The organism is Clostridium sulfidigenes, from assembly GCF_000732635.1.
Classification (GTDB): Bacteria; Bacillota; Clostridia; order Clostridiales; family Clostridiaceae; genus Clostridium_J; species Clostridium_J sulfidigenes.
In genome coordinates this window covers 1-15,505 of sequence record NZ_JPMD01000039.1, presented here as the reverse complement: position 1 = coordinate 15,505, position 15,505 = coordinate 1, and the positions used below count along the sequence as shown (strand labels likewise).

14 protein-coding genes are annotated in these 15,505 nt (G+C 28.8%); 12 read left to right on the top strand and 2 right to left on the bottom strand.

The window, feature by feature from the left end; translation table 11 throughout:
- The first annotated feature begins 165 nt into the window (after positions 1 to 165).
- From IO99_RS15185 to IO99_RS15165, 5 genes are all read left to right on the top strand, one after another.
- Positions 166 to 1,851, top strand: a complete 1,686-nt coding sequence (locus IO99_RS15185; RefSeq protein ID WP_051824191.1) for a bifunctional metallophosphatase/5'-nucleotidase — start codon at positions 166 to 168, stop codon at positions 1,849 to 1,851.
- A gap of 688 nt (positions 1,852 to 2,539) precedes the next feature.
- The gene (locus IO99_RS15180) at positions 2,540 to 3,082 is read left to right on the top strand and encodes a GNAT family N-acetyltransferase (RefSeq protein WP_035134938.1); all 543 of its coding nucleotides are present in this window, start codon (positions 2,540 to 2,542) and stop codon (positions 3,080 to 3,082) included.
- A gap of 138 nt (positions 3,083 to 3,220) precedes the next feature.
- Positions 3,221 to 4,522: an alpha/beta hydrolase gene (locus IO99_RS15175; RefSeq protein ID WP_035134937.1), complete on the top strand. Its 1,302-nt coding sequence runs from the start codon at positions 3,221 to 3,223 to the stop codon at positions 4,520 to 4,522.
- A 110-nt stretch (positions 4,523 to 4,632) separates the two neighbouring features.
- The gene (locus IO99_RS15170; RefSeq protein ID WP_035134936.1) at positions 4,633 to 6,378 is read left to right on the top strand and encodes an ABC transporter ATP-binding protein; all 1,746 of its coding nucleotides are present in this window, start codon (positions 4,633 to 4,635) and stop codon (positions 6,376 to 6,378) included.
- On the top strand, positions 6,375 to 8,141 hold the full coding sequence (locus tag IO99_RS15165; RefSeq protein ID WP_035134934.1) for an ABC transporter ATP-binding protein: 1,767 nt from the start codon (positions 6,375 to 6,377) through the stop codon (positions 8,139 to 8,141). The genes IO99_RS15170 and IO99_RS15165 overlap by 4 nt, the downstream gene beginning before the upstream one ends.
- 142 nt (positions 8,142 to 8,283) lie before the next feature.
- Here the strand turns inward: IO99_RS15165 and IO99_RS15160 are convergent, their stop codons facing one another.
- Both IO99_RS15160 and IO99_RS15155 read right to left on the bottom strand, forming a co-directional pair.
- On the bottom strand, positions 8,284 to 8,817 hold the full coding sequence (locus IO99_RS15160) for a GNAT family N-acetyltransferase (protein WP_035134932.1): 534 nt from the start codon (positions 8,815 to 8,817) through the stop codon (positions 8,284 to 8,286).
- A gap of 30 nt (positions 8,818 to 8,847) precedes the next feature.
- Positions 8,848 to 9,459: a histidine phosphatase family protein gene (locus tag IO99_RS15155; RefSeq protein WP_035134931.1), complete on the bottom strand. Its 612-nt coding sequence runs from the start codon at positions 9,457 to 9,459 to the stop codon at positions 8,848 to 8,850.
- Positions 9,460 to 9,830: 371 nt separating this feature from the next.
- Between IO99_RS15155 and IO99_RS15150 the strand changes: the two genes are divergently transcribed.
- The 7 genes from IO99_RS15150 (at position 9,831) to IO99_RS15120 (ending at position 15,266) form a co-directional block, all read left to right on the top strand.
- Complete coding sequence (locus IO99_RS15150) at positions 9,831 to 10,697, top strand: CAP domain-containing protein (RefSeq protein WP_051824187.1); 867 nt, start codon at positions 9,831 to 9,833, stop codon at positions 10,695 to 10,697.
- A 370-nt stretch (positions 10,698 to 11,067) separates the two neighbouring features.
- Entirely contained in the window at positions 11,068 to 11,544 is a 477-nt protein-coding gene (locus IO99_RS15145; RefSeq protein ID WP_051824185.1) for an NUDIX domain-containing protein, read from the top strand.
- A gap of 80 nt (positions 11,545 to 11,624) precedes the next feature.
- On the top strand, positions 11,625 to 12,665 hold the full coding sequence (locus IO99_RS15140; RefSeq protein WP_035135000.1) for a S66 family peptidase: 1,041 nt from the start codon (positions 11,625 to 11,627) through the stop codon (positions 12,663 to 12,665).
- Between the two features lie 4 nt (positions 12,666 to 12,669).
- Positions 12,670 to 13,200: a 2'-5' RNA ligase family protein gene (locus IO99_RS15135; RefSeq protein ID WP_035134929.1), complete on the top strand. Its 531-nt coding sequence runs from the start codon at positions 12,670 to 12,672 to the stop codon at positions 13,198 to 13,200.
- Positions 13,201 to 13,359: 159 nt separating this feature from the next.
- Positions 13,360 to 13,899 carry a 2'-5' RNA ligase family protein gene (locus tag IO99_RS15130; RefSeq protein WP_035134927.1) on the top strand — a complete coding sequence of 180 codons (540 nt, stop codon included), beginning with the start codon at positions 13,360 to 13,362 and terminating at the stop codon, positions 13,897 to 13,899.
- A 36-nt stretch (positions 13,900 to 13,935) separates the two neighbouring features.
- A complete protein-coding gene (locus IO99_RS15125) occupies positions 13,936 to 14,475 on the top strand; it encodes a DUF402 domain-containing protein (protein WP_035134925.1) in 540 nt (179 codons plus the stop codon).
- A gap of 266 nt (positions 14,476 to 14,741) precedes the next feature.
- Complete coding sequence (locus IO99_RS15120; RefSeq protein WP_035134924.1) at positions 14,742 to 15,266, top strand: biotin transporter BioY; 525 nt, start codon at positions 14,742 to 14,744, stop codon at positions 15,264 to 15,266.
- The last annotated feature ends 239 nt before the right edge of the window (positions 15,267 to 15,505 follow it).

Here is a 15,505-nt window from a genome sequence, read left to right as displayed (position 1 = left end):
TAGATGCGTTTTTTATTTATGGAGAAAAAGATAGATACCATGTTAAAGTATATATTATACAGAAGCAAATGATATAATTATAATAAGAAAAAATTGAATTAAGAAGTTATTGTTGAGAAAATTATTATTAATAATTAATGTTTTAAGCTGGAGGATTAAATATAAATGAATAGAATCACTACAACAAAGAATAAGAAAATTACAATCTTAGCAACTACAGATATACATGGAAACATTTTAGGATATAACTATGATAAGGGTGAAAGCTTCAATAATAGTGGAATGAATCGTATTTATTCTTATATAAAGCAAGTTAAGAGTGAAAATCTTAATACTTTGGTAGTGGATAATGGAGATATAATTCAAGGAAATACGTTAACAGATGAAATGTATAGTAATAAGAAGGATGAAAAACATCCTGTGATTTCTGCTATGAATTTTATGGGATATGATGCTATGGTATTGGGAAATCATGAATTTAACTTTGGACTTGATTTAATAAAATCTCTTGAAAAGCAAAGTAACTTTCCATTTCTTTCAGCAAATGTAGCCTATAGAGAAAGTGGTGAAGACTTTGTAAAGTCACATACAATTATAAATTGTGGTGGAGTGAGAGTTGGAATTATAGGGTTAACTACTCCCAATGTACCAAGATGGGTAGGAAATCTAGTGAAGGATCTAAATTTTCATGATCTTGGTGAAACTGCCTATAGGTATGTAAGTGAAATTAGGGATAAAGTAGATATTATAATGGTTATGGCTCATGCAAGCATGGTTTCAGAACATGATAAGAAGAATGAAAGAGATGCAGCTGAAAAAATATTGAGATTATGTCCGGAGATAGATGTACTAGTAGTTGGGCATTTTCATATAACAGTAAAAGAAAAAAGAGGAAAAATGCTCATTGGAGGGGCTACAGATAGTGGACAGGAAGTAATTCGTTTTGATTTAACCTTGGACAATAATAATCATGTTATAGATGGACAAGTGAAAGTTGTATCCATGAAGCCCTATTATCCTAGTGAAGAGTTAAGTGAATTACCAGTTATTAAGAAAGCACATGAAACAACTATGGATTTTGTCACAGAAATAATAGGAGAAGCCACAGAAGATTTTCAACCAAAGGATGAGATAACCTTTATACCTGAAGGACGGCTTAGAGATACTCCACTTATAGAGTTGATAAATAAGGTTCAGCTTATAAATTCTGGTGCAGATGTTACATCAACTTCTTTAATTAGGGATGATAGTAATATAAAAAAAGGTGCTATTACTTATGGATATATTTTCAATGTATACAAGTTTACTACTTTTCTTTATGTAGTAGAAGTTACTGGGAAAGAGTTAAAGGATTACATGGAATGGGCAGCCTCAGCTTACAATCAGTGGAAGCCAGGAGATATTTCTATAAGTTTTACTATGGATATTCCAGGATATCAACATGAATTTTTTGCTGGAGTAAATTATAAAGTAGATATTTCTAAACCAATAGGTCATCGAATTGTAGATTTAAAATTTAAAGGTGAGTTAGTGAAAGAAAATCAAATATTAAAATTAGCAACCAGTGATTATTGCTATTTTGCAAATTTAAAAGGTAGGAAGCTAGCAAAGAATAATTATATATGGAAATCTTCTAATACAATTAGGGAAATGATTGTAGAGTATATTAAAAATCAAGGTATTATATCTCCCCAAACTGATAATAACTGGGAGATAACTGGAGTTAATTTGGAATCACCATATAAAGAAAAAATAATTAAGTTAGTTAATGAAGGTAGTATTGAATTACCATATAATAAGGCTTTAAATATATACGAACTTAAAAAAATGGGTTTAATTAATATTAAGTAGGAATATTTGTATTGACTATATATATTTATTATGGTAAATTATACTTGTAATTTTAAATTTAGGAAGGGGACAATGAGATGTTGATTAGAATCAATTGTTAGTTAAATTTTCGAGAAAAGAAAATATTTAAATTAAAAGAGGTTTTGTATACGTTATAGGTCTATGGTACATCTATAGGATTTTTTGTGATACTTCTTTTTAAAACAATTGAAATGAAATCAATCTTATTGAGCTATTTCTAAATTTTACTTAATTATTATAATTAGCTTTGCTTAAGATGTGAATCTTAAGAAGGGTATTTTATAGGATTATTTTTAGTGAATGCCACAATTATTTATGTTTTAAATAATTTGTGATTTACAAGGTGTCCTAAGTTTATAATAATATTTGTTAATATATATTTTATAAATGTAAAGAAGGACTTAAAGTATGAGTAAATATGGTAACATATTTAATACTTTGCTGTGTCTTTGAATTTATAGGATGTATAATAATATGAAACTTTATCTGTATATACTGGGTAAAGTAGATAATATATACTAAATCAGAGATTAGTATATTAATTAAGTAAAATAAAAATGTTAGATTTGGCTGTAAGAGAGAGATTCTTTCTTACAGCTTTTTTATTTTACAATAAGAGGATTTCTAAAAAAGTAAAAAGATAAAGTAGAAAAAGGGGGATTTAATAGTGACTTATTATGAGGATAAGAATATTAGGATAAGAGATATAGAAAAAGGAGATATAATTAATTTATTTTCTTGTAGAATTGACAAGGAGATTAATAGGTATGATCCAAGACCTATACCAAGTAATAGTAGAGAATTAATTCAAGAATGTAAAATTTATTGTGATAACTTTGAAAGAAATGTAATCAATGAGAAATTAGAAGATCGAATGTATAGGTATTTTATAATCACCGATAATGATGAAAATTTTATAGGTTTTGTCAACTTCTTTAGTATAGATACAGTTGCAAAGCAGGGGGAAATGGGAGTTACCATAGGTGATAAAAGATATTGGAGGAAAAGCATAGCTTATGACTCTATAAAGATAGCCATGAGCTATATATTTAATACCATGGATATAAACAGAATATATGTGGAGATTGAAGAAAACAATGAGCCATCCTTAGCGCTATTTAATAAGCTAGGATTTAAAAAATGTGATGAGTATATTGAGGATGAAGAATTTAAATTTATAGTAATGGATATTCAATCTCATAACGATTAAATTTTAAATAGTTTCATATACATAAATTTACATATGAAACTATTTAAATATAGAACTATACAACTAGTTAAATAGTTGAATTCAGTAAGTTTAGATAAAGAATAAATTAAAATATACTTAAATTGAAGGGGGAAGTGATTGAGGTATCTATTAGATAACCTTATTGCTAAATTAATTATGAAGAATAAAAAAATATTAAGTCCAATGATACTAAAACTTGAAGAGGATATGAATTCTGGAAATGATAATGCTATAGATATATTTTGGGAAAAGATCGAAAGAGAAGGGGCGCCTCTTATTGAAGACATAGAGGGAGATGAAGAAAATTCAATTGTAACTGTAATTTGGAAACAGGATAGAGAAATTGATAATATATTTGTTTTCAGTGAAATCTTTGGAGGCTGGATGTTCGGAGAAGGCGATAAAAAAACTAATTTATATAGATTAGGCAATAGTGATTTATGGTATAGAAGTGCTATTTTATCTAAAAAAGCTCGTTGTTTATATATATTGATAGCAAATGTTAATGAAGAGTATGAGTGGAGGGATGAAGATGTAATCATAGATCCTCTTAATCCTAAAACTTATACACCTGTAAGAGATGAAGAAAATCCAGAAGATATAGCGCTTCTTGTACCTACCGAAAATATAATTGAGATGCCTGAGGCTAAAGAAAAAATATGGACAAAGGAAAGAACTGATAATAATATAGGAAAAATTCATATGTCTAGATTTAAATTTAAGTCAGATAAAAAGGAAAGAAGAGTTTGGATATACACCCCTTATGGATATGAAGAAGATGGAAGTAATAACAATCTAATGGTGTTTACTGACGGATGGGAATATATAAACTTAGTAGAAGCTCCTAAAATACTAGATAATCTCATAGGTGATAGTCATATAAGTCCTACCTGTGCTGTATTTATTGAAAGTTCAGATAATAGAGCGAAAGAATTGATTTGTAATAATGAATATTTTGAATTTATTATAGAAGATATATTACCATGGGTTAGGGAAAATTATAAGGTGACAAAAAATCCTAAAAATACAATTATTACAGGATTAAGTTTAGGAGGACAATTTGCAGCTTATGCAGCACTTAATGGATCTGATGTATTCGGAAATGTTCTATCACAATCAGGAGCCTTTGCATGGTTTATTGATGATAAGGGAGAAATACAACTTGATTCTGAAGGAAATAGTAAACTAATAGAGGAATACAAGGATTCAGAGGCATTACCAATAGACTTCTATTTAAATATGGGAAGCCTAGAGGGATTTTCAAAAGGTCATGTGGAGGCAAACAACAGAATGATAGCTACATTAAAAAGTAAGGGATACAATGTAACTTCTGAAACGTTTATAGGTGCTCATCTTTATTATGATTGGCAAGATAATCTAGCAAATGGAGTAAAAGCTTTGCTAGTAGATAAACAATAGTAAAGAGGTTAATTAAATAGGCTTTTTAAAGGGACTTGAGCTGACACAGATGAGGTTAGTTTAATTAAAAGAAATGGTTTCAATATAATCAATTGAAAGGAGGGATGACAATGAAGTTGCCAATAAAAGATTACTTTGGATTATTGTATAAGTACTTAAAAAAGCAAAAAAATATGGTAATACTACTATTTTTTATATTAGTTACTAACTTAGTAATACAATTAGCAAATCCACAAATATTGAGATATTATATTGATGCTGTAACAGAGAATTTGGGCAGCGAAAATTTAGTAATAGCAGCTCTATTATTTATAGCTTTTGGAATTATAAGGCAAGTATTTAAAATTATATCAACTTATATTAGTGAAAAAGTTGGATGGAGAGCAACTAATGCATTAAGAGGAGATTTAATAGAGCACTGTATAAACTTAGATATGGATTTCCATAAAACACATCAATCAGGAGAGATGCTTGAAAGGGTTGATGGAGATGTAAATGCTCTATTTAGTTTCTTCTCCACTTTTGTATTGCAATTTATATCAAATTTAGGACTTTTAATAGGAATAATTTTATTGCTATATAAAGAAGATTGGAGGATTGGATTAACATTAACCATGATTGCAATTTTGGATATGGTTGTAATGAAATATATAGAAAAACATTCATCAAAGCATTGGGAAAAATCAAGGGAATATAGTGCACAGTTGTATGGTTTTTTAGGAGAACAGATTACTAGTGTGGAAGATATAAATACTTGTGGCAGTAAAAATTATACTATGAATAGTTTATATAAATTATTCAGAAAAATGCTACCCGTTGAAATAAAAGCCAGTTTAGGCCATTATTATATGTGGATAGCTAACATAATTGTCTTTGCATTAGGTAATGCTGCAGCATTAATACTTTCAGCCTATTTTTATGGGAATTCATTAATATCCTTTGGCACTGTATATTTAATATTTCACTATGTTGAGCTTATGGCTAATCCACTAGAAGAAATCAGATCACAGATGCAAAAACTTCAAAGAGCTGAAGCGAGTATTAAGCGTGTAAAAGAGCTTTTGCAAATTAAAAGCACAATAAAGTACGGCGATAATGGTTTAAATAGTAAAGATTCTATTGATGTAGCTATAGATGGAGTTTCATTTAGTTATGAAGATGGAGAAGCTGTACTAAAAGATATAAATATTAATATAGAGAAAAATGCTATTTTAGGAGTACTAGGTCATACAGGGAGTGGTAAAACTACCCTAGCTAGGTTAATTGTGAGGATATACGATGTATGCAGTGGAACTATTAGATTTAATGGAGAGGATTTAAAGAGCTTCACTAAAGAAAGTTTAATGGAAAATATTAGTTATGTTACTCAAGAAGTACAAATTTTTCATGCAACAGTTAGAGAAAATCTCACACTATTTAATCCTAGTATTAAAGATGAAACTATACTTAATATCATTGAAGATATTGGATTATTGCCATGGCTTAATAATTTACCCCAGGGACTAAATACTATTCTAGATAATGGTGGTAGTGGCTTATCTTCAGGAGAAGCTCAACTTCTCGCTTTTGTAAGAGTGTTTCTTAAAAATCCCAAATTAGTTATTTTAGATGAAGCTACTTCAAAACTTGATCCAATCACTGAAGGACTTATAGATAATGCACTAAATAAACTATTGAAAAATAGGACTTGTATAATTATAGCTCATAGACTTGGAACAGTTGGGAGAGCAGATAGCATTTTGATTCTTGAAGAAGGAACAATTGTAGAGTTCGGCAATAGAAAGAAACTTTATAACGATAATAATTCAAAATTTTATAATTTACTACAAAAGGGTATGGAGGAGGTGCTGGCATGATAAAAAGCAAAAAAGAGAAAATTCCAGTGCTTGAGTATATTGGTAAGATGATAATGTATAGACCGTGGTATTATTTACTCAACTGCTTTTTATGGATAACAATTCATATGTTTCCACTGATACCTGGTTTAATTACTAAGAGATTTTTTGAAGTCTTAGAGAAAAGTGGAGGGTTGAATAGTGAAATTCTAAGCCTCATGGCATTAATTTTAGTAGTAGCATTAACTAGATCAATTATTATAGCTATGGGTGGAAGAGTAGATGCTAACCATAGATTTTCTATGAGTGGATTACTTAGAAGAAATCTACTAGAGTGTATTATAAATAATCCATTAATTGAAAATAAGACTTCTTTAGGTGAGTCTATGAACTGTTTTAGAGATGATATAGAAGAGATTGAGACTGTTATAAGCTTCACCTTAGATATAATTGGGGATGGATTATTTGCTTTAGGAGCACTAATTATTTTATTAACCATAAATGTAAAGGTAACTTTATTTATTTTTGCTCCTTTAGTTATAGTAATATTATTATCACAAAAGGCTATGAAGTATATTTCAAAATACAGGACTACTGCTAGGGAAGCAACTGGTGATGTATCAGGGGCTATCGGGGAAATATTTACTGGAATACAAGCCATAAAGATATCTGGAAGTGAGAAGTATATAATTAACAATCTAAATAATCTTAATGAAAAAAGAATGAAATATATGGTGCGTGATAAGATTTTTGTAAATATCATGGATGCTATATATGAAAATGCTGTAACTATTGGTACTGGATTTATATTGCTATTAACAGGTAAATATATGCTGGAAGGGAGCTTTTCAGTAGGAGATTTTTCACTATTTCTATATTATCTTCCCTTTGTAGCTGATTTTGCAGGCTTCCTTGGAGAAATTTTTGCTAGGTATCAGCAAGGGGGAATTGCCTTTAAGAGGATGTTTAAACTCTTAGATGAAAATATGGAAAAAGAGTTATTAGCTCATAATTCATTATATCTAAAAGGTGAATTAATTGAAGAGAAATGTAAACAAGAAGATATAGAATTTAAGAGTTTAGAGGTTAAGGAGCTAACCTATAAGTATAATGAAACTAGTGGTATAGAAAATATTAACTTAAGAGTAAATAAGGGTGATTTCGTAGTAGTTACAGGAAGAATTGGAGCAGGGAAGACAACTCTTATAAAATCTATTTTAGGAATGTTACCTGTAGATAGTGGGAAAATCTATCTAAATAATGAAGAAGTTAAAAATAATAGTGAAAAGCTAACACCGCCAACAGTAGCTTATACATCTCAGAATTCTAACCTATTTAGTGATACTATTAAAAATAATGTTCTTTTAGGACTAAAGGATGAAGGAGAAAAATTGGAGCAAGCTATATATTCAGCAGTATTAGATAGGGATATTAAGAATTTTAAGGATGGAATAGATACCTTGATAGGTTCTAAAGGAGTAAAACTTTCCGGAGGTCAAAGACAAAGAGTAGCTGTGGCAAGAATGTTTGCAAGAAAGGCTGATTTATATGTCTTTGATGATATATCTAGTGCCTTAGACATAGAAACAGAAATAAAGCTTTGGGATAGGATGTTTGAAAGGAAAAATATAACGGCCTTAGTAGTTTCTAATAGACATGTAGCCTTAAAGAATGCAGATAAAATTTTAGTTATGAAGGATGGAAAACTTGAAGGACAGGGAAAACTTGAAGAACTTCTTAAAAACTGTGAAGAAATGAGGCAGATATGGGGCCTTGAAGCTTAGAAGATAGCCTATATAGAAGAAGTTTTTGAATATCCAAAGTTAGAATTCATTTACCTATTGAATAGAAGGAAGTAGATTAATTGCATGTTTAATTAATCTACTTCCTTTTAAGCATTTTATACTGAGTTAAATATAATATATTTTATAAGATATATTCCATATGATAATCAAAGGGTTCAAGATTATATAGCTTTTTATTTACTTCTTTAGTTAGTATACATCCCATACACCTATAAAAGGTTTGAGCATTTTCACAAGATGAGGCAGAGATATAAACTTTACTAGCTTTTAATTCTCTAGCTTTATCAATACACATGTTAAATAGTGTTTTCCCAATACCTTTATGGCGGTGGCTGTTTGTAATGTGAAGATTGGACAATTGAATATATTGTTTTTTACTCCCAAAGAATTCATTTTCTAGGGAAGCAAATCCTACTAATTTACTTTCATCAAAGGCTGCAAAAACTGAACCACCTTTTTCAAATGTAGATTTTAATTCATTACATATGCATAATAGCTCATTATTATCCCAATTCTCTTCATAATAGATATCTTTTAGATACTCACTTCCATCATCTCTTAGTCTCCAAGCTCTGTATATTTTCTCATGTCTATCAAAATCATTTAATAGTTCAGGAACCAAGTCAGTTATTTTTAATTCTTTATATATCATCATTTATTTCCTTTCATAACTTATATTAATAGATTATTTACTATCTAAGGTATCTAAATGAGATAATTTATTTGTATAAATTATTCTATGACAACAGCTAGTTATCTGCCAGTGGTGTATTCCAGTATCACCTGTAGATATAAAAAGTTGTGAATTTATAGGAAGCTCAAGAAAACTTCTAAAAAGCATATTTATAATGCCACCATGAGCAACAATGGCTATAGTAGAATCAGAGGAGTTTTCGCTAACTATCTTTGATAATATGGATTCAGCTCTGGATCTGAATTCTATCATACTTTCCATTCCATACATAGATGTGTGTGGCCATCTTATAGCAGGTTCAGGATAGCGTTCATTTGCCTCTTCTCTAGATAACCCTGCTAATAGTCCATTATTAAATTCCATAAGTCCATTTTCATATATAATAGGAATGTTAGTAGCATTAGATAATATTTTAGCAGTTTCACTAGCACGTTTTAACGGACTGGAATAAATTTTATCAATATTATAATTAATTGATAAAAAATTTGACATAGCTAAACTTTGCTTATTTCCAAGCTTTGTTAATGGAAAATCTGCTCTTCCTTCATGAACATTTAATATGTCTGCTTCTGATTGACCATGTCTAATTACAATGATATCCAAATTTATAGTTCCCCCTCATAATTAATTTAAGGTTATAAAATAATTATATAATATAAATAAAGTGAATTATATGAATTTTTAGTTAAATATAATTGCAATTAAGTGGCTATTCATAGGTGAAGAATAATAAATTTTTAAATAAATTAAAATTTATATATAGATTATATTCATTTATTAATCTGGAAAAGTGTAACAATTATAGCATTTGTATTATAGTTAGTAGAAAAATTTATAGAAGAGAGGAACGTTATTATAAGTAAATAATATGAAATTATTAATTATTATAGAATCATAGGAAGTGTTCTACTAATAAAAAATTCTATATTTTATGTTATAAATAAATAATAAGGGAATTAAAAGGAGTGATACTAATGAAGAGGAAACTTATTACATTAATTATATGTGGAGCATTAGCAGGCACTGCACTGGTAGGATTAACTTTACAAAATAATTCTAAGTACATTAATAATTCAGCTATTGAAAGTGTAGATGAAAAAGAAGACACAATAGGGGACAAGAGAAATGAAATTGCTTTATATGATGAAGTAAATGAAGAAGATAAAAACAGTAATGAAGAAATAAACCTTAGTAAAGATACTAGGTTATCTCGAGGTAGTGGACAAGCTGATAATTCACAAAATGATAAAAATGTAGTTAATAATGATGAAGGAAGGAATTTAGAGGAAAAAGAAAGTTCTAATACTACAGTTAATAATCAAGAAGAAATAACTGAAGATAATTCTTATAGTAATACTGAAAAGTCATCGGTACCATCTCAGGAAAAAGTGAATACACCATCTAAATCAACTACACCGACTACAACAGTTACAGGTGATTTTTCATCGCAAATAGAACAGCTTATATTTACAAAAGTAAATGAAGAGAGAGCTAGAGCGGGTATGAGCACCCTAAGTTACAGTACTCTTATGGAGAAATACGCAAGAATAAAATCAAAGGATATGGGAGATAAAAATTATTTTGACCATAGAAATCTAGAGGGTGAGCTTATAACAGCACAAATGGCTAGAGACGGTATTTCTTATAGATCTTGGGGAGAGAATATAGCTTATATAGGTGGAGTATCTGATATAAATGAACTTGCAAATCAATTTATGATAAATTGGATGAATTCACAAGGGCATAGAGAAAACATACTATCCCCTAACTTTACAAGTATAGGTGTTGGTGTATATAAAGCTGGGAATAGATACTATGCTACACAAGAGTTTTATAAATAATAGTACAAGCATTAAAAGTTTCACTGTAAATATGTAATTAAGGATTAAATTAAAAAAGCACTAAGATAAAAAATATCTTTAGTGCTTTTATTTTACATAAAACATTTATTAAAAGTTATTATTCATTTGTTAATACTGTAAGTTTATTGTAATATATAATAAAGGTTAATCCGATGACTACCAGCTCTAATACTCCCTCTTTTTTTAAAGTGGGGGTTAAGAGCTGGTACGTCCCTGGATAACGATTTCCCCTAAAGGACAACGAATTCTAAGTATCAAATAAATTGATACTAAGAATTCTGTTAGTAACCTTCAGAGAAGCTAAGAACTCTGTTTATAGAGTAATCTTATATTGGTAAGGAGTGGAATAATGAAAGTTAATTTTTATAAATTTAGCGAAATAGATGATTATAAATTGAAATTTGCAGTAATAATGGCAAGATATATGAATCAATGGATATTTGTAAAGCATAAAGAAAGAGATACTTGGGAGATTCCAGGAGGACATAGAGAAGAGAATGAAAGTATAAAGGATACTGCAAATAGAGAATTGAGAGAAGAAACAGGAGCTATAAAATTTAAACTTAATCCTGTAAATATATACTCTGTTGTAAGGGAGAGTAATGACACTGATGAATATGATGAATCCTATGGGGCACTTTTCTTTGCCGATATTGAGGAGTTAGGTGAACTTCCTAACTTGGAAATTGGGGAAATTTGCTTATTTGATAATCAACCTAAAAATCTTACTTATCCATTAATACAGCCTCATTTATTTAATAAAGTTAACAGAATATATACTTTAGATGATGGAGCAAAATTAAATAAACCTATAAGTATTAGGTAGAAGGGAGTTAAAAAATGGGAAAAAACTTTGAAGATATGTTAAAATCAGATTATAATAATAAAAGAAATGATTTAAACTCCATGGGACTTAAAAAACCTATTATGTTAATGAAAGGAGATAAAGTTGCAACTATAAGTTTATCTTGGGGTGGAGCAGGAGATGAAGATATTCTTTGGAGATATGAAGTTGGGAAAAAAAGACTTCAAGAAGATTTTGGGCTTCAAGTTATGGAAATGAAGACAACTCTTAAGGGTACAGAATATATATATAATAATCCGGAAGAAAGGGCAAAGGATTTGATGGAAGCTTTTAAAGATCCTTCGATTAAAGGTATTTTTTCTTGTATCGGAGGCAATGAAAGCATAAGAATTTTACCTTATATTGATTACGAAATAATAAGGAATAATCCTAAAATTTTTATTGGTTATTCTGATAGTACAGTTACACATTTTATATGTATGAAAGCTGGAATTTGTAGTTTTTATGGACCTGCGGTACTTTCTGAATTTGCAGAAAATATAAAAATGTTTGACTATACTAAGTTTTATATAAACAGAGTACTATTTACTAATGATGTTATTGGTAATATTAGACCATCAGAAATTTGGACAAGTGAATATTTACCTTGGGAAGTAAAGAATAAATTTATTTCAAGAAAAGTAAATAAAAATATGGGATATGAATTATTGCAAGGAAGTGGAAAGGTTCAAGGACATTTAATAGGTGGTTGTATTGATGTATTAGAAATGTTAAAAGGAACTGAAGTATGGCCAAGTAGTGACATGTGGAAAGATGGAATATTGTTTTTGGAAACATCAGAAGATAAACCAGAACCTACTTATTTGGAATGTTGGCTACGAAACTATGGTGCTCAAGGAATTTTACAAAATATAAATGGAATAGTTTTTGGGAAACCTTATGATAATGTTTATTATAATGAGTATAAGGAAGCTTTTATTAAGGTCATAAGAGATGAATTGAAACTAAAAGATTTACCAATACTATTTAATGTGAATTTTGGACACACTGCACCTATGATTACAATTCCTTATGGAGCAAAGGCTGAAATAGATTGCGAAGAGAAGGGTTTTTCAATAATAGAAAGTGGAGTTAGGAAGTGATAAAATGAGATACGTTGTTGTTTCAGTCATAAAGGGGGAAGCTGGAGATTTTAATAATAATCTTAGAAAAGAAGTTTATGATAAGTTTAAAGCTAGGTCTTCAAAATTACCTGCACATTTTACTATAAAAGCCCCCTTTGAATATGATGGAGATATTAAAGAACTAGAGAGATCTATAGAAAATTATTGTAAATCTCATAAAAGAGAGCCTTTAGAGATTAAAGGTTATAATCACTTTGATGATAGAGTGATATATATGGATATGAAAATGAGTGAAGAGGGAAAGGCTCTTCACGATGAATTAATTAGTGAAATGAGTAGGATTCCTTATATTGAATTTACTAATAAAGATGGTAAGGATAAAATATTTCATATTACCATAGGTTCAAAAGGAATAAAAACCATATATTATGATCTTTGGAATTATGTAAATAAGTATCCATGCAATTTTCATGGCTATTTTGATAATGTATGTATTTATAGGTGGGAGACTAATACTTGGGTATTACATAGAGAGTATCTTTTCCAAAAGTAAAATAATATAATAACTACTGAGTGATAATTTAATATCAATAGTTATTATAGAAAATTAATATAGATATAGTTATATATATAATTAAAATTACAATAAATTTTTAGTTTAAGCTAGAATAAACTTTATATATTTATAATATATATCTGGATAGGAGTAGCTATGGGTAATGATATAAAAAGATGTATAATGATATTTCCAGAGTTTCAAAATATAAATACAATTAATGAAATAAGAGAAACTTATGATCCTTTTGTAAATAATGTGAGCCCTCATATAACGTTAGTCTTTCCTTTTGAAAGTAAAATTAAAGAGTACCAATTGAGGAATTGGATGAATGAAGCATTAAAGGGTGTAAAGCCCTTTAATGTGGAACTTGAAGGAATAATAAAAATTAGCAGTGATTCAAGTTTATATTTATGTTTAGAGGTAAAGAAAGGCAAAGAAGAAATAAGAGAAATTCACAGTAGATTATATTATGGAATACTTAAGGCGTATAAGCCACAGTGGTTAAGTCAGGTTGAATTTATACCACATATGACTATTGGTAAATTTAGTTCTGAGGAAGAGCTAAATATTGCTTATAAAAAAATTGGAAACATGAAAGAAAAGTTTTTTTCTAAGGTGGACAAGATATCTGCAGAAATTGTAGTTAAAAATGACAGATCGATTAGGGAAATAGAGATTAATTTACAAGAGTAGATTATATTAATAAGCATTATAAGGAGACGATATATAATGAAGAGAAGATTTGCTAATAAGCCAGATTGGAGTAGAGTATTAAGGAAAGAGTTTAAAATTGAATTCATAGATAATGAAGAGTTAAGAGGATATATATCAAGTATCCATATGAAAGAGATAACAGAACCCTTAATTATACAAACTAAGGGTGTGGATTATTGTATTGTGGATAAGGAATATTCTTGGATTCAGTATTTTCCAGAAAATAAAAACTATGTATTAACAGTTATGATTGATGAAAAACACAATATAATTCAATGGTATTTTGACATTTCAGAAAAATATGAACTTACTGAGGATGGAATACCTTTTTATGATGACTTATTTTTGGATATAGTAGTGTTAACTACAGGAGAAGTAATTTTATTAGACGAAGAGGAATTAGAAGAGGCTTTAAATAATAAGGAAATAACAGAAAAACAATATGGAGATGCAAAAGAACAGGCTAAGGAACTTATTGTATGGATAAATAAAAACTTTGAAAAATTATATGAACTTACTAAGAAATATTATAACCATTTACAAAATATTTCTTAGGAAATATATTACATATAAGAAATGTTTTGTATAAGATACCTCTAAGCATGTTTCAAACAAAATTGAAGATTTCATAAGGATTCGTGTAATATTTTTTAGTATAGGTATAATTAAAAAAATCCATAAAAGAAATTGTAAACCTGATCTGAATAAAAAGATTACAATTTTCGCAAAATCTATAGAAATGGATGCACACATATGTTAATATATGAGGGAATAAATATTTGAAATAAAATATAATAAGTATTAATATGGGAGGTACAACATTGAAAATTACAACTAAGAACATTATATTATGCGCTGTTTTTGCTGCATTAACAGCTATTCTCTCACAAATATCAATACCACTGCCATTTACTCCTGTTCCTATAAATCTTGCCATGATATCAGTTTTTATTGCAGGTGGCTTGTTAGAAACTAAGATAAGTGCAATTAGTCAATTGGTATATGTAATAATTGGAGCTATTGGAGTTCCTGTTTATGCAAACTTTACAGGGGGGCTTGGAATTCTAGTTGGTCCTACAGGAGGATATATAGTAGGATATATTATAACTACAATTATAATTGGAGTTATAGTTAAAAGGTTAGGGAACAGTATATATTCTTATACAGTGGCTATGGTAGTAGGTATCTTAGGATGTTACTTCGTAGGAACAGTATGGTTTATGCATATAACTCGAAATGGACTAATAGAGGCGTTGCTTATGTGTGTAGTACCATTTTTAATTGGAGATATATTAAAAATAATTTTATCAGCTTTCTTAGTTAAAAGGTTAAAAAAATATGTATAGAGGATTAATAAAAGCACGGTAGATATTTAAAATGTACCCTATATAGTAGACACTTTAAAAAAAGTCTATTATATAGGGTATTTTTATGTATAATAAAATTAATATATAGCTTTAGGAGTGATTATATGAGCAACAAATTTTTCACTGAATATCAAATTAAGAACTTATCTCAAAACAAATATGTACAGACTATTTCATCAAAATCAATTACATATACTGATGAATTTAAAAGACATTTT

Excerpts from the sequence above, each read along its gene's own strand:
- IO99_RS15185 (WP_051824191.1), top strand. The coding sequence starts at position 166 with ATGAATAGAATCACTACAACAAAGAATAAGAAAATTACAATCTTAGCA.
- IO99_RS15170 (WP_035134936.1), top strand. The coding sequence starts at position 4,633 with ATGAAGTTGCCAATAAAAGATTACTTTGGATTATTGTATAAGTACTTA.
- IO99_RS15165 (WP_035134934.1), top strand. The coding sequence starts at position 6,375 with ATGATAAAAAGCAAAAAAGAGAAAATTCCAGTGCTTGAGTATATTGGT.
- IO99_RS15160 (WP_035134932.1), bottom strand. The coding sequence starts at position 8,817 with ATGATGATATATAAAGAATTAAAAATAACTGACTTGGTTCCTGAACTA.
- IO99_RS15150 (WP_051824187.1), top strand. The coding sequence starts at position 9,831 with ATGAAGAGGAAACTTATTACATTAATTATATGTGGAGCATTAGCAGGC.
- IO99_RS15145 (WP_051824185.1), top strand. The coding sequence starts at position 11,068 with ATGAAAGTTAATTTTTATAAATTTAGCGAAATAGATGATTATAAATTG.
- IO99_RS15140 (WP_035135000.1), top strand. The coding sequence starts at position 11,625 with ATGGGACTTAAAAAACCTATTATGTTAATGAAAGGAGATAAAGTTGCA.
- IO99_RS15135 (WP_035134929.1), top strand. The coding sequence starts at position 12,670 with ATGAGATACGTTGTTGTTTCAGTCATAAAGGGGGAAGCTGGAGATTTT.
- IO99_RS15130 (WP_035134927.1), top strand. The coding sequence starts at position 13,360 with ATGGGTAATGATATAAAAAGATGTATAATGATATTTCCAGAGTTTCAA.
- IO99_RS15125 (WP_035134925.1), top strand. The coding sequence starts at position 13,936 with ATGAAGAGAAGATTTGCTAATAAGCCAGATTGGAGTAGAGTATTAAGG.